We start from the raw sequence: 16847 nt of genomic DNA, 5'->3' as shown, positions 1-16847 counted from the left end.
TTAGGCAAATCCACTTTATTCCCAAATAAGTTTTCTCATATATTGAGTAGCTGGCTATCTACAATTAGGAAATAATTGATCTTCTCCTTGGCGTGCTTTGCCCAAGCATAAAATCTTTTGCGCTGCATCTGAGCTTATCTAGAGTATAGATTCGCACAAGTAGTATAGGTTTATTGCACTTGGCAGCGAATCTTACTATTTTTAACTTTTGACTTTTTACTTCCCCAAAGGGGCTGACCTACACTTGCTTCAGGTTCCTTCTTCTCACAGATGGCTCTCGAAGAAATAAATATTAAGAAGGATCTGCTAATTCCTCTCAGTCCACTTAATTATTCTACACCCAAGGGCAGATGCAAAATTTTGCATTTGCCCTTTTTAGATAAAGTTTACTTAAAGAAAATGTTTGAGAAGGTTTTATGCTGGCTTATGAGCAATAAAATACTTACTCATAAAATGGACTTGCGTCTCAATATTCTCAAAGCCTACTCTCTGTAGACGTTCTAGCAAGTTATCAGTGGTGTAATGCCTGTAATAGGGTTCATGGAATGTTTCGTGGAAAGAATCCATTATATGTTCCAACTCAGGTGAATCACTCAACTGAATTGAGTCACAAATAATAAAGACTCCTCCTGGTTTTGTTACCCGGAAGCATTGCTCAATCACTGTCTGACGTGCAGTTGCTGGTAACTCATGGAAAAGAAAAACAGAAGTTACAGCATGAAAATAGTTATCTAGATAAGGTAACTCTTCGGCATTTGCTTGTAAAAGTTGTGGCAATTCTCCCGGAATTTGGGATAGTAGTTCATTTGCTTTACGCAAATAAGCTGGTGACAAATCCGTACCAAACAGGGATGCTTGCGGCAATGCTGCCCGAATCAACTTCAAAGTCCGCCCGGTTCCACAAGCTACATCCAAAATACGGGCTTGCCGTGGTGCAACTGGCTCAACTTTCAGCCCTTGCTTGAGAGGAGCGAGAATCCGCCGCCGCATTGGATCAGCTGCCCCACCAAAAAGAATTTCTACTTGTAAGTCATATAAATTAGCTGACAACTCACTCAAGTAGCCATTGCTTTGGTGATGGAAGTTTTGCACGTAGTAGCTGGGATAACCATCTGTGTCAATTTCGGGCGAAAAATCTTGGTAATTCTGTTGTTGAACCCGCTCCCACATTTGAGGGGAATCTAGCCATAGCAACGGATAGTAGCGGACAAAATCATCCCAAGGGTTGTCAAACAGCAAACTTTCTGGGTATATACCTTTTTGGGCATCTTGCCAGTCTGTTTCCAGCAACTGATTCAATCTCTGTTGAAGTTTGAGTAAAAGCTCATTCGGGATGGGTTTGGTCTTTTGTCCAAGTGTCGGATATACCAGGTTCATCAACCGTGAATTTAATATTTTGTGAGCCAGACCAAAGTAATTTTTGCCCTGCTGAAAGGTTTGATAAGTCAATTTAGTTAAACTCTCAGGCATAAAAATAGCTCAAGTTTTGATACGTTTATGTAAATAATTGTAACGAAAAATTACCTATTGTTGGAAAGGTAAAGGCTCCAAGGTGAGACAAATCTGAAGCTAGATGATTTTAGCTATCAAAGGTAGATTAGGAAAGATTTTTCGAACTTTGGGGAAAAACAGCTGATATTGTCAGCAAAAGTAAATATAAACTTTTATAAAAAGTAGCTTATGTTACAGAATTTTCGTTATTGTAGTTTATAGAGCAACCAAAAATTATATATTCACAAATAGAGAGGACTATGGTTATGTCTATCGCAGATAAATCTCGTGCGTTGATGGTGCGTGAACATCAGCAAGTCAAGAATCGCCAACAATCAATGCTGATGCGGGCTGCACAAGAACTTGGTCTTCCTGAAGAAGCATCCCACTACTGGAACCCGATTCAAGGGAAGGTAGACGCTAATACTCGGATGATTTATGGGCCAAGTCATGCTTCTATGAGCTAAGTTTCAGGAGTTTTAAGGTTGATTTGAGTGAAAGTCTCAACTGACAACTCTGGAAAAAAAGCCACCCTTTACTCTAGGGTGGCTAAACTTATATATTTAGATAGCTACGATACTTAATTAAGCATCGTAATAGAGGTAAAACTCGTAGGGATGAGGACGCAGCTGTAACTGCTTGACTTCGTTACCTAGCTTGTAGTCAATCCAATTTTCGATAAAGTCTTCCGTGAATACGCCTGATTCGGTCAAGAAGGCGTGATCTTTTTCTAGTGCTTGCAACGCCAGTTCTAAAGAACCTGGAGTTGAAGGAACTTTTGCTAGTTCTTCTGGAGAGAGTTCATAGATATTCTTATCTAAGGGTTCACCAGGATGGATTTTGTTCTTGATGCCATCAAGACCAGCACAAAGCATTGCAGCAAATGCTAAGTATGGGTTAGAAGTAGCATCTGGACAACGGAATTCTAAACGTTTGGCTTTAGGGTTAGTGCCAGATAAAGGAATACGGATAGAAGCAGAACGGTTCCCTTGGGAGTAGGCTAAGTTTACTGGTGCTTCATAACCAGGTACTAGGCGCTTGTATGAGTTGGTGCTAGGGTTGGTAATTGCCAACAGCGCTGGTGCGTGTTTGAGAAGACCACCAATGTAGTGCAATGCCATGTCGCTCAAACCAGCATACTTATCACCTGCGAACAGAGGTTGTCCGTCTTTCCAAATGGATTGGTGACAGTGCATTCCCGAACCGTTGTCGCCAAAAATTGGTTTTGGCATGAAGGTGACGGTTTTGCCGTGTTTTTTGGCAACGTTCTTGATGACATATTTGTAAATCATCAACCAGTCAGCCGCTTCGATCAACTTGCCAAAGCGGAAACCTAGTTCGCACTGACCACCAGTAGCTACTTCGTGGTGATGCTTTTCAATAGGTACACCTAATTGTGCCATCGTCAACAGCATCTCTGTACGGATATCTTGAAAAGAATCCGTCGGTGAAACTGGGAAGTAACCTTCTTTGAAGCGTGGTTTGTAACCTAAGTTGGGTTTGTTCTCTGTACCAGCTTTACCGGAATTCCAAGCACCTTCTTCAGAGTCTAAGAAGTAGTAGCCTTCGTTGGCGGTTTGGGCAAACCTAGCATTGTCAAAGATAAAGAACTCAGCTTCAGGGCCAAAGAAAGCTGTGTCACCAACACCAGTGGAAACCAGGTAATCTATTGCTTTTTGGGCAATAACGCGTGGGCAACGATTGTACCATTCACCTGTGCGGGGTTCCTTAATACTACAAACTATACTTAGTGTTGGCACTTCCATGAATGGGTCGATCCAAGCAGTGTTGGGGTCGAGTACCATCGTCATATCCGATTCATTGATCGCTTTCCAACCCCGAATGCTGGAACCGTCAAAAGGTACGCCATCAGTGAATGCAGTCTCATCGATTTGGTTTTGATACAGTGTGAGGTGTTGCCAAGTCCCTACTGTATCGATGAATTTGAGATCAATCAGTTCAATTTTTTCATCTTGAATTTTTTTCAAGACTTCTTGGGGTGTTGTCATTGTTACTCCTTCTCTACCAATTTCCTAAAGTAAACCAGAATCTTACATTGCATCCTAACCCTGCTGATCTCAATCAGGCCGTGACACACCAGAAATATCTTAAATACTAGACATTAGCTGATTTTGTAGTTTGTGTTACAGATATCTAGATTATCAGGTTATATTAACCTTTCAGGGATCATCTGTACAAAACTGGAAAGTTCATCATATAGGGGTCAACTTTGGCATAGAATCCATAGATAGTGGATAAATTGTTTTTGTGCCGAATCTATTTTTAATAGCACAAAAATTTACTGGTGCATAAGTGCAGCCAAATAAATATCAAACCATAAATAGTAATGATTGGGAGAAGAAGGAATGCGCGATGCGGTAACAAGTTTAATTAAGAATTATGACTTAGCTGGTCGGTATTTTGACCGGAATGCGATCGATAGCCTAAAGTCTTACTTTGACAGTGGTACAGCACGAGTACAAGCGGCGGCGGCAATAAATACTAATGCGGCTGCACTTGTCAAGCAAGCTGGTTTAAAGTTATTTGAAGAACTGCCAGAATTGATTCGCCCTGGTGGAAATGCTTATACAACTCGTCGTTATGCAGCTTGTCTGCGGGATATGGACTACTATCTGCGCTATGCTACCTATGCGTTGGTTGCTGGAAACACCAATGTATTAGATGAGCGTGTGCTACAAGGGCTGCGGGAAACTTACAATTCTTTAGGAGTACCTATTGGACCTACAGTTCGTGGTATCCAAATTCTCAAGGATCTGATTAAGGAACAAGTGGCAGCAGCAGGTGTAGTTAATACTACTTTTGTGGATGAACCATTCGATCACATTACACGTGAGTTGAGCGAGATAGATATTTAGATTTTAGGTGGGCAAGGTGTCTACCCCGACATAAACATAAATAGCGATCGCACTTTGGTTCAATGGAGCGATCGCTTTTTTGTGAACTCTAGACGTTGAGAAGGGCTTTATTCAAGATTTTGCCCTTTGCGGGCAAAATCATAACTCTCTAAAATTAATGGCACTAATAAAAGCCCTAAGCTATGGAGAATAAGGGTTATAGCTTTTAATACCATTGATCATTAATTAGATACGTTAGGCGATCGCAGTTGGCTTTTGTTTCGGGTTCTAGGAAAAGGAGTATCAACAAGGAGTATTAAATTAGATGCGTCAGGCATCGCGGTTTGGTGGCTTGCAGATGCAGTGAAAAAATAGTTCAACTTTACTATCAAAGGTGCCCAATTGAATTAGATTTGAGGCATTTAAAAACTACTTTGGGTATGGATGTTTGACGATGTAAAACATCCATACCCAAGTCGGTGTGCCATAGGTCACGCCGTCGTCCCTAAATAGCGAAATATGCAGGTCATCAGCTTCATTTATCGCTTTAAATCTTCTGCCGTGAATTATTTATTTTCTGAACTCATTTTCCACCTTTTTCTATCTTTTTGAATATTTTAGTCATCGTCTTTGCGTCTATCGTTTCCATATCAACTAGCTTCAGCGATTTGACCATTTTCTGCGTCGTGGTTTTATAGTGTTGGAAATGCGGGGTTTTGAGATGTGACTCGTATTCTTCGCGGCTGGCGTAGATTTCTAGAATCCTAACCTCAGTCGGATTTTCTTTTTGATACATCGGGAAAATCGAAATAACACCCGGTTCCAATCTGACTGATGCTTCAGATTCTTCTTTCAGAATGGCTTTATATTCATTGAGATAATTGGAATCTATTTCAATTTCCGAGATACGCACCATTATCTCTTTTTGCTGGGTGGAAGCCGCGCTGCAACTGACAAGCATAATTATCAGAATTAAAGAAATAACTATTTTTTGAAAACAGACGATAACTTTATCCATGTTCTTTGGTTCACGACAATAAAGTTTAAAAATAACAGCAAGCTTTTAACAAAATAGATTACTTGTTGTGCGCTGCCGATCGCTGATGAAGCCTGCCGTGATTTTTCTTACATTCTCTCAGATATTAAAATACTTTCGGCAAACAGTTCGCCGAATGAGTGCTACTGCTTTTTTTGTCTGGCAGCAATAACTTTCGCCAAAGATTTTCTGGCTGTTTCAGCCTGCTGTCGGCTGATGTTTTTTTCGATCAAACCAAAAGCCTCTCTTAACCCGCTTTCCGTCAGCCCGGTATTCATTCCCATTGACAAATGAGATTCTAATTGCGATTCGACACCCGGCATTGCGGCGAGTGCTGAAATAGTGGCTAGTTCGCGCTGCTGATAGTTCAAAATATCGCTGTCGAAAATATCGGCGAACAAATGCTCTTTCAAAAAGCGGTCAATCGTCGGACTAAATTCACCGAAACCTTTGGCAGGCTTGGATTGGGGCTGTCCAGTGAGCGTTTCCAATGTCTTTCTGCCTCGCTCGTATTTGTCGCCGGTATCATTAATCGGCGTTGCCGTTTTTCCCTGTGTATCAGCAATGCCCTTATTTTTTCTTTCTTTCAACGCTGTCATAAATGTGTTGATACCGTTTAAGCTGCGCGGAAAACCGCAGTAGGCATACATTTGAACCAAAACTTCTTTGACTTCATTAACGGTCAACCCGGCATCAAGTCCGCCATTTAAGGCTTTTCGCAGATTTTCCAAATCGCCGTTAGCGGTAAAGGCGGAGATCGTGACAATGCTTTGTTGTCGTGCGTTTAAGGTTTGATCGTTGTTCATTGTTTGTGCCTCCGACACAAATAAAAGGCTAAATATCACAACAGACACCAGTGCTAAGAATACGATGAGCTTTTTCATTGGAACTGCCTCCTTAATGGCGCTGCGTTCTACCAGGCGTAGGCTTTGGGTGCCTCGCCGCCGGGACCGGGCCAAATCTCGTCGAGCCGCCGGAGCGTCTCGTCCGAGAGAGATATTTCCAAAGCCCGCAAGCTCTCGGTTAGTTGTTCCACAGTGCGGGGTCCGACGATCGGAGCCGTGACGGCAGGATTGTGCAACAGCCAGGCCACTGCGACATCGGCGGGTCGCTCACCGAGCTTTTCACAGAGCGCCTCGTAGTCCTCGATCTGCGATCGATGCCGATCGATCTGCTGCTGCATCTTCGGCTCAGCTCGGCGACCTTCGCTTACCTTCTGCAGGACACCTCCCAGTAGCCCTTTGCCGCGCGGACTCCACGGAACCAGACCAATGCCATAGTACTGAAGCGCTGGGATGACCTCTAGTTCAACGGTGCGGGCGGTGAGGTTATAAAGGCTTTGCTCCGACACTAACCCCAGGAAATTGCGCGACGCGGCAATATTCTGCGCGGTGGCGATGTCCCACCCGGCGAAGTTGCTGCTGCCAATGTAGATCACCTTGCCTTGCTGTACCAGGAGTTCCATTGCCTGCCAAATCTCCTCCCAGGGTGTGCGCCGATCAACGTGGTGCATCTGGTAAAGGTCGATGCGATCAGTCTGCAACCGACGCAGGCTGTCTTCGCAGGCCTTTCGGATGTGGTAGGCCGAAAGGTGGCGATCGTTCGGCCCGTTACCCATCGGCTGGTACACTTTAGTCGCCAGGACGATCTGCTCGCGCCGTCCGCCCTGAGACAGCCACCGCCCGATGATCTCCTCGGAGATGCCGTAGCCCTTCTCCATGTCCGGGGACTGGGGACCCCCGTACACATCTGCGGTGTCCATATAGTTGATGCCGACCTCCAGAGCCTCATCCATGATCTTGAAGCTGGTGGTCTCGTCCGTCAGCTCCCCGAAGTTCATAGTGCCCAGACCGAGCCTGCTAACCTGTAGTCCGGTGCGGCCGAGATGCTTGTAATGCATTCTGGTTCTCCTCTTCTCCTAATTTTGTTACCAACAGGCGAGTCTCGTATTTGGAGTGCCAAAGCGTGATGACGCAATCTAGCGGCTTCAGCTTTACTTATCAATCTGGTTTTCAGTGAATTCATCGGCTAGATGTACCTGCAACCTGATCTGCAAAACGGCGACATTTATTTGCCTGTCTACTTTAGATAGGGATGGAAATTCTTTAAGCAATAAGGTTCGCCTAAGAGCTGATTCGTAAAGAAAATCTTAAGGATACCCAAATCGTTACCAGGTCTGAGTTTCAGCGAATAAGTGCTTGATTGGCTCAAATTCCTGAAACCCTTACAAGACAAGTACTTTACTTGAGTTTACAAATTAGCTCTAAAGGTCAATTTGGTTATCAATTGGCAAATCCCTTGCCTAGTCAAATCTGAGTTGTCTGTTTAATAAAATTCTAGACCTGACGATGAGTTGTCTGTTTAATAAAATTCTAGACCTGACGAGAAGCCGAAATCGTTTTTCATTGCTTTAACTTCATTATAGGAATCCTGAAAGGCAAGCAATAAAACAATTGTCTAAGATTATTGTACAATCCTACAAACTTACACCCATTTTGATTCAAGCCAATTTTGCGCGAAGATATTGTCTTGGGTTTCCATCCTGCTGAACTACGGCAATACACGGATTTTGCTGTATCTTAATTATCTGAACATTGTGTATTTGCAAAGAATAATACATTTAAATAGCGATCGCTCAATAGATTAAATGTATTAGCTTATGTTCTCTGAACTAAAACCACCATAAGCCACAATAGAAGTTGCCTATGTTTGAGGCGCTGATTATGGAAGAATTATTAACCCTAAAAGACTTGCTTATTAAGGGCGATGTTCAAGGAGCATTAATTATAGTTGAAGAATTAACGGAGATGAGCCGAAATGACATTATTAAGACGATTCGTAGCTATGCAGTGATTCTATTATTACATTTGATTAAACAACAAGCTGAAAACTGCACGACTCGCTCTTGGGAAGTCTCTATTCGGAATTCAGTTCGGGAAATTCAACGGGAAAATAAGGGGCGCAAAGCTGGAGGCTATTATCTCACGCCAGAAGAATTATTAGAAACCTTAGCAGAAGCCTATTTAAATGCCATTGATGAAGCAACGCTAGAAGTAGAGGAAGGTCGTTATGAGTCAGAAGAGTTAGAAGAGCTGGTTAACCAAGAAGAAATTATCAATCGTGCTTTGGCTTTAATCTTATCAGGAGAGTCTAGTTAATTGGCTAAACAGCGACTCGATACATTATTAGTAGAGTTAAATTTATGTTCTTCTCGCGCCCTAGCGCAACGGCTAATTCAGGCCGGGGAAGTTACTGTTAATCAGCAGTTAGTCGATAAACCTGGTACAGAAGTTGATATTGCTGCTCAAATAAATATTAAAGAGCGATCGCCTTTTGTTTCTAGAGGCGGTGAAAAACTCTCCAAAGCTTTGTCAGTATTTGCCATTCCCGTAGCAGACCGCATTTGTTTAGATGGTGGGATTTCTACTGGTGGTTTTACTGATTGTCTTTTACAAGCTGGAGCAAAACAAGTTTACGGCATTGATGTTGGTTACGGACAAGTTGACTGGCGGTTGCGAAACGATTCGCGGCTGATTTTACGGGAACGCACCAATTTACGGCAACTACGCCCAGATGAGTTATATGGTGAAAGCGACCCGATTCCTGATTTGGCGGTGGTCGATGTATCGTTTATTTCTTTAACAAAAATTCTGCCTGCTTTGTGGCAACTAACTCAAGCTAACCGAGAAGCTGTATTGTTAGTCAAGCCACAGTTTGAAGTCGGCAGATCCCGTGTGGGTAAAAAAGGTGTTGTGCGCGATCCAAACGACCAAGCTGATGCCATTTTTCAGGTGTTGCAAACAGCCCACGAATTAGGATGGAAATACAAAGGCTTAACTTGGTCGCCGATCACTGGCCCTGCTGGGAATATTGAATATCTTTTGTGGTTGGGAATGGAAAGTGAAACGCCGCCACCTGATTTAGAAGCAATTAAGCAAATAACGCAATCAGCAACAACTGATTTACGGAAGAATTAAACGTCGTAGATTAGACATTCTACGGATTCAGGATGGCGATCGCAGTAATTTTCCAAAGAGGTTTTCTTTGATTTTGCTTGCTGTTGATCGGATTTTTCAGCTTGTAATTCTTCCACAATGTCCCAGGCTACTGCACAACCAGCAGAATCACTGCCATCTAGCTCACAAGTTGTGCGGGCTTCAGTAATGGCTTGAATAATCGCTTCTTCAAGATTTGTTGCCTCAGCATTAAATGAGTTTAGGGTAGTTGTCATGTTACTTTTACCTTTAATTTACAGAGATAGATATTAACTGTGAGCTTTCAATGACCCAAAAAGCTCACACTCCGGGTGACGCTCCTGCGGACGCTCGTTCCGACGTTCGTTCCTCACTAACGCTGCGCTATCGCTACCGCTTCGCTAACGCCAGTCTCTCTTTGTTGGAGTAGTAAGACCAGGCTGGCTCATATTTCCAGTTTAGATAGGCTTCCTACAGTAGGTAGTGGTAAACACCGCCATCTTTTTAGCAAATTTGAGTGGGAATTACCCTCTTGTCATCTTTGATTCAAAAAGCTAAGGGAATTCTGCTAATTGAAGTCACTGTTAGAGATAGTCATGTTCTCAGTCTTGCATCCCAAATTCGGAATGTCAGTCAATTGTCAGAAGAGTTTGATAGAAGTTGATAAACACTTATAAACGGCAACAAAAGGGAAACAATTTTTATCTATTCTCAATACTTTATGCCTAATTCTTGTCGCAAGCGATACAGAATTGTATTTTGGTCAACTTGAGAGAGAATTTCTTGAATGACGCTGCTAGCGCCCAACTGCCCCCAGGTGCAGCCTTTTTCGAGATACACCTGAGCAGCTTTACCAACGGAGTATGCACCATAACCAGCGATACTAGCTTGAGCGATCGCACTGCCAGCAAAGGCAGTAATATTGCTGGGATTGTCACCACTGGTTATTGCAGCAGTAGTTTTACCCAAACCCAAAAGGAAGCTGCTACCTAATTCTCCCAGTAGCAAGCCACCGGAACTAAATAAAATCGTTTTTAAAATTTTCCCGGCTTCGTAGCTAGTCATTGGCAAACCATACAATCTAGCTAGGGCGCGAATTAAAGCCAAATCCGCAATAGTTCCGCCAAGGATATCCAAAAAGGCGATGGGATTGAGCATTACTGCCAAAGCTTTGTATTTGGTAAATTGCCAAATGATATCTTCAGCTTCTTGTTCGCGTAAGTCGATGGTTTTTTGAGCGATCGCAGTTTCTGCATCCCGTGCTTGGATAAGTGCATTTAAAGCTAAAAGCGATCGCCCTTCCCGATTGAGGATATTTAGAATTGTTTCTTTGAGTTCGTCTACTTCCGGTAGTGGTGTCTCCCATTCATAACTGATACGCCCATCAGGCCATTCAACCCGTACTTCCATTGGCGCTGGTTCCGCCGCCACCATGACAATTTCATCTGGTAGTAAAGGTTTCGCCTGGGGATGTCCGGCACCCAGTTGTTGCAAATTTTGGTAAATTGTTCCCTGGTCTGTATCTGGGTAAAGGTCTATTTTGTTAAATACTAAAATCAGAGGTTTTTGCGCTTTACGCAATTCCAGCAGTGCTTGATACTCAGTACGTGTGATATCACCAGACACGACAAACAAAACCAAATCAGCCTGATGCACGACTTCTCGCGCCATATCTGCCCGTGACTCACCTTCAATTTCATCTAATCCGGGGGTATCAATTAACTCTACTAATACCTTACCACTGGGCTGCCAACGGACGGAACGGGGCCATTGAGTGACACCGTTCAGGGGCCCAGTTTGCAGAATCTTCTCTCCCAGTAAGGCATTTAAAACTGCCGATTTACCACGACTCACCAAACCAAAAGCAGCAATTCTAATGACGTTAGAATCCAACTTGTTGAGTGTGGAGTTCAAAGCTTCTAATTCTGGTTTCAACAAACCTGCCAATTCTGGGTTGGATGAAAGCTGTCCTGACTTACGAAGATATCCATACCAAGCCAGCGCTTGTCTGAGACTGGCGCGGGCACGATTTAAGTGAGTTTCTTGCAGATTTCGCACGAAGTTAGGTTGATTCAAGGTTAGACAAACAACAGGCTACATATCCATTTTGATCTAATTCCAAGACTGTTAGCCTGTTTTGTCTTTCTTAAGCAATTATTTTGATGATTTGCATACCTTTTAATGCAATGCCGATTTAGAACATAGGATCGTGTTCATTATCCCAACACTTGCGATCGCGCCAGCTTCTCCCAGTCTGTTCACATTCAGATGCATTATCTATCCAAGGAATCGATGTAGAGTAGTGCGAGGTTCCAATGGAAGCGGATAAGCTAGCAGTGAATAAAGGTAATAATAAGGATAAAGTTATCAATGTACAAATCGGTAGAACTATTAAATATCCACTGAGCAGTACAATGTTAGTAGGTGTCCAAAAATTTATGCATATTTTATTATTTCTTTTGCAATTTTTTAAACTGGTTTTTGAATCCGAAAAAAGCATGATGCAGCCCTATTAATGTCAAGTTATATAGCAATTCCATTTGATTTTTCACAGCAAAGCTGACTGAGAACTAGCCGAATTAGGTTTTGGCTATCAGTATATTTAGCAAAAATCAAATAGGAATCCTATATGAATACGAATTTTTACGTAAGAATATTATTGAAGCTATACACTTGAATGTCAAAGGTGAAAGTTACGACTTTTTATAAGTTTTAATTTATGGACACTAAAAAGTATTTTTAATGAAAATATGTTGAAGTTTTAGCAATCGTCCTTGCGTGAATCCCAGCGAATTTAACTCATAGCCTTCCACGGCTGATGCTAGATTATTGTATTATTGCGATCGCCTTCTGGGTAAACAGGAAATTTTACTTACCGTCCCAGGCTTTCAGCCTCAAAAGTCTGATTTTGGATTCGCTGCTGAGTGTATACCTAATTTAGTTAGCAAAATTTTGCGTGATGCTGGCAGTATAAAAGTAGCGTTAATTTTTTTATGCCTAGAGACGATAAATCCGAAACCTCAAGCAGGGGTGCATCTGCGAGCGTTGGCTAGGAAGATTTTTTAAGTGAATTAAAAAGTCGAATTTCTAAGGCTCAATTATAGACGGTAGTTGCAATTAATAAAGAATTAATATTGCTCTACTGGCAAATTGGGCGAGATATTCTTAATCGCCAACAGCAGCAAAGTTGGGAAGCAAAAGTTATCAATCATCTGGCGGCTGACTTGCAAAAAGCTTTTCCACGAAACGCTTTTCACGTACTAATCTTATGTACATGAGAGCATTCGCTGAGGCTTACCCAGACGAGCAAATTGTCCAAGAACTTGTTGGACAAATTCCTTGGGGTCATAATGTCCGTATATTGGATACTGTTAAAGATCAAACAGAACGCTTATGGTACATATAACACACTATCCAACATGGCTGGAATTGCAATGTTTTAGTTCACCAGATTGAAAGTAAGCTTTTAATCTATAGCCTTCTGTCGCTGATGGTGTAAAAACCACTTATACAACTCTGGATTATTATATGTCTGCGTCCAAGAGTCGTGCTGGGCTTCTGGGTAAACTGTAAATTTTACATAACCGTCGCAGGCTTTGAGTGCAGAAACCATGATTTCAGACTCGCTTAAGGGAACTACATTATCTTTGGCTCCGTGAAATGCCCACACAGGAAGATTTTTTAGATTACGTGCTGCTTGTGGATTACCACCGCCACAAATAGGCGCGATCGCAGCAAATCGTTCTGGCTGTGCTGCTGCTAAATGCCATGTTCCGTAACCACCCATGCTTAAGCCAGTCAGGTAAACTCGATCTGGATCAACAGGATAGGATGCAATAACTTGATCCAAAAAGGTGCTTAATCGCTCTACATTCCAATATTCACCGCGCGGACATTGGGGTGAAATGACAATAAAAGGAAAATCCGCCTGTTGTTCTACAATCTTGGGAACGCCGTACTTTTTCACATCATCTAAGTTAGAACCTCTCTGACCCGCACCATGTAAAAATAGGATTGTTGGCAAAAGTAGCTGTTGTGTTTCGTTGCGTAGGCGTAGCCCGTCGTAGACATCGCCTGCGTCTGGATGTACCCCATCGGGCAAGAATAGCAAATAGTTGTAGCTGTCGGTAAAACTAACTTGTCGTTGTAGTGGCGGCATAGCGTTAAAAATTTTGTTAGTTCAACTTTTGCGAACAGCAATAGTATAACTTGGGCGCTGTGTTGCTTCTCGTTGAGTTTTAACTAACCGAAAGTCATTATCTATATATAGATGCTCTAAAAAAGAAGTAGCTAGGTAAACTTTTTCAAATTTTTTAACAGTATTTCTGTCTATATTTTTTAATTTGAGTTCTTGCTGTAACTCTATATTTGGCGCTGCTTTCTTAAATTTAGATTCAACTGTTATTGTAAACCACTCGTCTGCATCATGAATTCTCAACGGAATTTCTCTATTCTTCAATGCTTGGAATATTCCAACATTTTTAATATCCCACTGTTCATCCCGAACGGAATACTTTTGCAACACCATTAAGTCACAAGCTGGCAGCTTTGACGCAAATTTTTGCCAAAAACCAGACTGATGTCCTGGTGCATAACGGGCAATATTTGCATAGTAACCATCATTATGAAAAATTTGGTAAGACTGCTCGTGTATCCTACCAGGTAAAATATCTTGAAAAGGTATAGTAGACCATATCGGCAGCCATACTCCCGTGACGATCACCACTTGCTCTGCAACTTTGCTAAAAGGGTTACGTCGGCTCAACTCTGCAAAATATGGTGCTAATTCATTTTTATAAAATTATACTTTAGTCTTTAACGGCTCTAGATCGCGTCCCTTAACAAGTTCTAAAATTTGATTTTTAATTTCTGGCGTACTCCAATATGCCAACTCTTTGGTAGTTGTGACATTTGCCATTACCGTCTATTGTGGGAAAATTCCCAGATTTTGATTGCCTTATTAATACACTAGCTTGCTCAAAGGAGACAGATACGGGGACGCAAAGAAATAACTCTCCCTATCCCTGTGTCCCCGTGTCTCTTTAGTGAAGGGCTACTACCAAATCCGATTTCCATTTTCGTCAACTCGTGCTGCCCGAATTACGTCAGAAATTTCTTCAGCATCTTTGACGTGGTGTAGTGCTTTTTTCTCACCATCGGGTTCATCTACAACAAAATAAGTCGGGACTGTAATTTTGTCACCTGTAATATCTGGTACATCATCTACAGCTACCTGTTTAGCCTTTTCTTCAACAGATTGAGACTCATCAGCAATTTTATCTCCTGGATTTGCTGTTAAGTTTCTTTCATTGACGTTGGGTTCTTGGCGCAAATGTGTATCCTCAGCCACTGGTTGATTAATTTGGTTTTCTTGATTTTTATCAGTCATGATTTTTCTAGGTATTGAAAATACTAGCTTTACTAAATTACATTTTAAAAAATCGAGGATACAAAGAATTCTTTCTCTGGAGAGACTTTGAGAAGAACACGTCTTAGGTTAGATATTTACTCTGATGAATTTACTTCTTTAGTTGAAATGGGGTATATTTCCCTCCCAATGCTTCTACAATTGTACGAGTATTCGCTTCCATCATTTTAATGTACGAATCTCCTGGACTTCCCTTAGCGCCAATTGAATCAGAATATAGTTGATTTGGTACTAATTTAACTCCTGCTTCTTGGGCAACAGTTTTAATTAAAGCCGGGTTAATTGTAGTCTCAGCAAAAATTGCCGAAACTCCTATTTTTTTAATTGACTCTATCAATCGTTGAACTGTTTGAGCGCTTGGTTGTTCTTCGGTACTGATACCAATTAAAGTACCTGCGATCGCAATCCCATAAGCATGTCCATAATATTGGAATGCATCATGGGTTGTTACCAGTTTGCGCTTATCTGTGGGGATAGTTTCAATCTGTTGATTAATCCAACTGTGCAACTGTTTTAATTCATTAGTAAGTTGCAATGCCTTTTGAGTAAATTTTTCTCTATCTTCAGGTGATTGCTTAATCAAACCATCCCGTATTGCATTCGTCATTGCGATCGCATTTTCTGCACTACCCCAAACGTGCGGATCTGGCACAACTTCTCCTTTGCCTTTATCAAGCTGCAAAGATTTCACAACTTCCCCTACAGCTAACTTTTGCGCCTTATCACCAGAAGCATTCATCAATTTAATCAGCCCTGGTTCCAGGTTATAGCCGTTATACAAAATCAAGTCAGCTTCTTCCAAAACCCTGCTGTCTGCTGGTACTGGTTCGTAAACATGGGGATCAGTACCCGGTTTTAGGATTCCACTTAGTTGAATCTCGTCTCCTGCAACCTCTTGTGCTAAATCAGCAATGATAGTACTTGTTGCAACCACTCGCGGCTTGTCTCCCTTAACAGTGTTGGAGTTAGAGTCTTTCTGGGTACAACTGAATAAAGCTAAAGACGCAAGCATTCCCAAACAAAGCCGGAAAAGAATTTTTCCCTTCATTCTGCTGATTATTCCCTCGCCGTCAGGATTACTGGCGTCTATCTCTAGTATTAGTTTCATTTATCTTGGATATTACATCTAATTATAGATTTTTTCATATTTCTCTCATTTTTATAGTAAGCTCAAGAAATAAATATTTAAACCTGATTATGAAAAATGTCTTTTTTCCTGCAAAATTGAGCCTATCACAGACAAAAATAGAGGAAATGCCTGTAAAAACTCTCAATGCTTTTGACACGAGTTCTAAAGCAGCAATTAGCATTGCCCATTTAGGGGTATACTACCGGACACAAGAAGCCTTAAGGGACGTTAACTGCATCGTCAAACCGGGAAGACTAACGGGTATTTTTGGCCCCAACGGTGCTGGCAAAAGTACGCTGATGAAAGCAATGTTAGGCTTGGTTCCTGTTAGTAGTGGTACGGTGCTATGCGAAGGCAAACTCTTGATGCAACAACTAGAGAAAGTTGCCTATGTACCACAACGTAGCCAAATTGACTGGACTTACCCTGCCACAGTCTGGGATGTAGTTATGATGGGACGGGTAAAGAAAACAGGCTGGTTACGTAGCTTTTCGACAGTTAGCCGCCAAGTAGCGAAAAATGCCATAGAAAGAGTTGGGATGAGCGAATATTGCGATCGCCCCATTGGACAATTATCAGGAGGACAACAACAACGGGTATTTTTAGCCCGTGCTTTAACACAGCAAGCAGAAATCTTCTGCTTTGATGAACCTCTAGTAGGCATTGATCAAAAAACCCAGGCAGTGATTTTTGAAATCTTCCATGAACTCGCCGCCGATAACAAAATCGTGCTGGTAGTCAACCACGACTTAGGGGAATCAATTACCCATTTTGATGATTTAATATTACTAAATCGTGAATTAATCGCCACAGGTTCACGCCAACAAGTACTGACACAAGAGAATTTAAATCTCGCTTACGGTGGTAAAGTAATGTACTTTTCAGATGCTGCATAAAATGTTATTGAGATGGGGCATTAGTGAATGACAGATGA

19 protein-coding genes and 1 pseudogene are annotated in these 16847 nt (G+C 41.9%); 9 read left to right on the top strand and 11 right to left on the bottom strand.

The genetic code is table 11. The annotated features are described in order from the left end of the window. Positions 1-414: 414 nt before the first annotated feature. Positions 415-1470, bottom strand: a complete 1056-nt coding sequence (locus RMY00_RS05305; protein WP_322646546.1) for a class I SAM-dependent methyltransferase — start codon at positions 1468-1470, stop codon at positions 415-417. 287 nt (positions 1471-1757) lie between these two features. On the opposite strand from RMY00_RS05305, the gene RMY00_RS05300 reads away from it, so the two are divergent. Next, on the top strand, positions 1758-1958 hold the full coding sequence (locus tag RMY00_RS05300; protein ID WP_100899525.1) for a hypothetical protein: 201 nt from the start codon (positions 1758-1760) through the stop codon (positions 1956-1958). Positions 1959-2075: 117 nt separating this feature from the next. Here RMY00_RS05300 and glnA read toward each other — a convergent pair whose 3' ends face one another. Next, entirely contained in the window at positions 2076-3500 is a 1425-nt protein-coding gene (glnA, locus tag RMY00_RS05295) for a type I glutamate--ammonia ligase (RefSeq protein ID WP_322646545.1), read from the bottom strand. 357 nt (positions 3501-3857) lie between these two features. On the opposite strand from glnA, the gene apcB reads away from it, so the two are divergent. Beyond that, a complete protein-coding gene (gene apcB / locus RMY00_RS05290) occupies positions 3858-4367 on the top strand; it encodes an allophycocyanin subunit beta (RefSeq protein WP_322646544.1) in 510 nt (169 codons plus the stop codon). Between the two features lie 562 nt (positions 4368-4929). Here apcB and RMY00_RS05285 read toward each other — a convergent pair. From RMY00_RS05285 to RMY00_RS05275, 3 genes are all read right to left on the bottom strand, one after another. Beyond that, the gene (locus RMY00_RS05285) at positions 4930-5364 is read right to left on the bottom strand and encodes a putative quinol monooxygenase (RefSeq protein ID WP_322646543.1); all 435 of its coding nucleotides are present in this window, start codon (positions 5362-5364) and stop codon (positions 4930-4932) included. 161 nt (positions 5365-5525) lie between these two features. Further along, on the bottom strand, positions 5526-6266 hold the full coding sequence (locus tag RMY00_RS05280; protein WP_322646542.1) for a carboxymuconolactone decarboxylase family protein: 741 nt from the start codon (positions 6264-6266) through the stop codon (positions 5526-5528). A 29-nt stretch (positions 6267-6295) separates the two neighbouring features. After that, entirely contained in the window at positions 6296-7282 is a 987-nt protein-coding gene (locus RMY00_RS05275; RefSeq protein ID WP_322646541.1) for an aldo/keto reductase, read from the bottom strand. A 611-nt stretch (positions 7283-7893) separates the two neighbouring features. Between RMY00_RS05275 and RMY00_RS36075 the strand changes: the two genes are divergently transcribed. The 3 genes from RMY00_RS36075 to RMY00_RS05265 all read left to right on the top strand — a co-directional run bounded on the left by RMY00_RS36075 (position 7894) and on the right by RMY00_RS05265 (position 9359). Next, complete coding sequence (locus RMY00_RS36075) at positions 7894-7965, top strand: element excision factor XisI family protein (RefSeq protein ID WP_416212041.1); 72 nt, start codon at positions 7894-7896, stop codon at positions 7963-7965. A 140-nt stretch (positions 7966-8105) separates the two neighbouring features. Then, entirely contained in the window at positions 8106-8540 is a 435-nt protein-coding gene (locus RMY00_RS05270; RefSeq protein ID WP_322646540.1) for a DUF29 family protein, read from the top strand. After that, on the top strand, positions 8541-9359 hold the full coding sequence (locus tag RMY00_RS05265) for a TlyA family RNA methyltransferase (protein WP_322646539.1): 819 nt from the start codon (positions 8541-8543) through the stop codon (positions 9357-9359). Here RMY00_RS05265 and RMY00_RS05260 read toward each other — a convergent pair. Next, positions 9356-9613, bottom strand: coding sequence for a Calvin cycle protein CP12 (locus RMY00_RS05260; protein WP_322646538.1), 258 nt, complete (start codon positions 9611-9613; stop codon positions 9356-9358). The genes RMY00_RS05265 and RMY00_RS05260 overlap by 4 nt on opposite strands. 275 nt (positions 9614-9888) lie before the next feature. Here RMY00_RS05260 and RMY00_RS05255 point away from each other — a divergent pair, with 275 nt between their 5' ends. Then, the gene (locus tag RMY00_RS05255) at positions 9889-10020 is read left to right on the top strand and encodes a hypothetical protein (RefSeq protein WP_322646537.1); all 132 of its coding nucleotides are present in this window, start codon (positions 9889-9891) and stop codon (positions 10018-10020) included. Positions 10021-10067: 47 nt separating this feature from the next. Here the strand turns inward: RMY00_RS05255 and RMY00_RS05250 are convergent, their stop codons facing one another. Next, positions 10068-11414 carry a GTP-binding protein gene (locus RMY00_RS05250; protein ID WP_322646536.1) on the bottom strand — a complete coding sequence of 449 codons (1347 nt, stop codon included), beginning with the start codon at positions 11412-11414 and terminating at the stop codon, positions 10068-10070. Between the two features lie 257 nt (positions 11415-11671). On the opposite strand from RMY00_RS05250, the gene RMY00_RS05245 reads away from it, so the two are divergent. Together RMY00_RS05245 and RMY00_RS36070 are read left to right on the top strand one after the other, a co-directional pair. Continuing rightward, entirely contained in the window at positions 11672-11872 is a 201-nt protein-coding gene (locus RMY00_RS05245; protein WP_322646535.1) for a hypothetical protein, read from the top strand. Between the two features lie 618 nt (positions 11873-12490). Next, positions 12491-12762 (top strand): annotated as a pseudogene (locus RMY00_RS36070) (DUF1016 N-terminal domain-containing protein). 60 nt (positions 12763-12822) lie between these two features. Here the strand turns inward: RMY00_RS36070 and RMY00_RS05230 are convergent. The 4 genes from RMY00_RS05230 to RMY00_RS05215 all read right to left on the bottom strand — a co-directional run bounded on the left by RMY00_RS05230 (position 12823) and on the right by RMY00_RS05215 (position 15892). Further along, positions 12823-13515: a prolyl oligopeptidase family serine peptidase gene (locus RMY00_RS05230; RefSeq protein ID WP_322646532.1), complete on the bottom strand. Its 693-nt coding sequence runs from the start codon at positions 13513-13515 to the stop codon at positions 12823-12825. 21 nt (positions 13516-13536) lie between these two features. After that, the gene (locus tag RMY00_RS05225; RefSeq protein ID WP_322646531.1) at positions 13537-14121 is read right to left on the bottom strand and encodes a hypothetical protein; all 585 of its coding nucleotides are present in this window, start codon (positions 14119-14121) and stop codon (positions 13537-13539) included. Positions 14122-14412: 291 nt separating this feature from the next. Further along, the gene (locus RMY00_RS05220; protein WP_322646530.1) at positions 14413-14745 is read right to left on the bottom strand and encodes a hypothetical protein; all 333 of its coding nucleotides are present in this window, start codon (positions 14743-14745) and stop codon (positions 14413-14415) included. 130 nt (positions 14746-14875) lie between these two features. Then, entirely contained in the window at positions 14876-15892 is a 1017-nt protein-coding gene (locus RMY00_RS05215) for a metal ABC transporter substrate-binding protein (protein WP_322646529.1), read from the bottom strand. A 146-nt stretch (positions 15893-16038) separates the two neighbouring features. Here RMY00_RS05215 and RMY00_RS05210 point away from each other — a divergent pair, with 146 nt between their 5' ends. Then, complete coding sequence (locus RMY00_RS05210; RefSeq protein ID WP_322646799.1) at positions 16039-16809, top strand: metal ABC transporter ATP-binding protein; 771 nt, start codon at positions 16039-16041, stop codon at positions 16807-16809. The last annotated feature ends 38 nt before the right edge of the window (positions 16810-16847 follow it).

Source organism: Nostoc sp. ChiVER01, assembly GCF_034531155.1.
GTDB lineage: Bacteria > Cyanobacteriota > Cyanobacteriia > Cyanobacteriales > Nostocaceae > Nostoc.
Note: the sequence above shows the minus strand (reverse complement) of the source record. Positions and strands in the feature narration are given on the sequence as shown.

Excerpts from the sequence above, each read along its gene's own strand:
- RMY00_RS05260 (WP_322646538.1), bottom strand. The coding sequence starts at position 9,613 with ATGACAACTACCCTAAACTCATTTAATGCTGAGGCAACAAATCTTGAA.
- apcB (WP_322646544.1), top strand. The coding sequence starts at position 3,858 with ATGCGCGATGCGGTAACAAGTTTAATTAAGAATTATGACTTAGCTGGT.
- RMY00_RS05270 (WP_322646540.1), top strand. The coding sequence starts at position 8,106 with ATGGAAGAATTATTAACCCTAAAAGACTTGCTTATTAAGGGCGATGTT.
- RMY00_RS05285 (WP_322646543.1), bottom strand. The coding sequence starts at position 5,364 with ATGGATAAAGTTATCGTCTGTTTTCAAAAAATAGTTATTTCTTTAATT.
- RMY00_RS05215 (WP_322646529.1), bottom strand. The coding sequence starts at position 15,892 with ATGAAACTAATACTAGAGATAGACGCCAGTAATCCTGACGGCGAGGGA.
- RMY00_RS05275 (WP_322646541.1), bottom strand. The coding sequence starts at position 7,282 with ATGCATTACAAGCATCTCGGCCGCACCGGACTACAGGTTAGCAGGCTC.
- RMY00_RS05220 (WP_322646530.1), bottom strand. The coding sequence starts at position 14,745 with ATGACTGATAAAAATCAAGAAAACCAAATTAATCAACCAGTGGCTGAG.
- RMY00_RS05305 (WP_322646546.1), bottom strand. The coding sequence starts at position 1,470 with ATGCCTGAGAGTTTAACTAAATTGACTTATCAAACCTTTCAGCAGGGC.
- RMY00_RS05210 (WP_322646799.1), top strand. The coding sequence starts at position 16,039 with ATGCCTGTAAAAACTCTCAATGCTTTTGACACGAGTTCTAAAGCAGCA.
- RMY00_RS05300 (WP_100899525.1), top strand. The coding sequence starts at position 1,758 with ATGTCTATCGCAGATAAATCTCGTGCGTTGATGGTGCGTGAACATCAG.
- RMY00_RS05245 (WP_322646535.1), top strand. The coding sequence starts at position 11,672 with ATGGAAGCGGATAAGCTAGCAGTGAATAAAGGTAATAATAAGGATAAA.
- glnA (WP_322646545.1), bottom strand. The coding sequence starts at position 3,500 with ATGACAACACCCCAAGAAGTCTTGAAAAAAATTCAAGATGAAAAAATT.
- RMY00_RS05280 (WP_322646542.1), bottom strand. The coding sequence starts at position 6,266 with ATGAAAAAGCTCATCGTATTCTTAGCACTGGTGTCTGTTGTGATATTT.
- RMY00_RS05230 (WP_322646532.1), bottom strand. The coding sequence starts at position 13,515 with ATGCCGCCACTACAACGACAAGTTAGTTTTACCGACAGCTACAACTAT.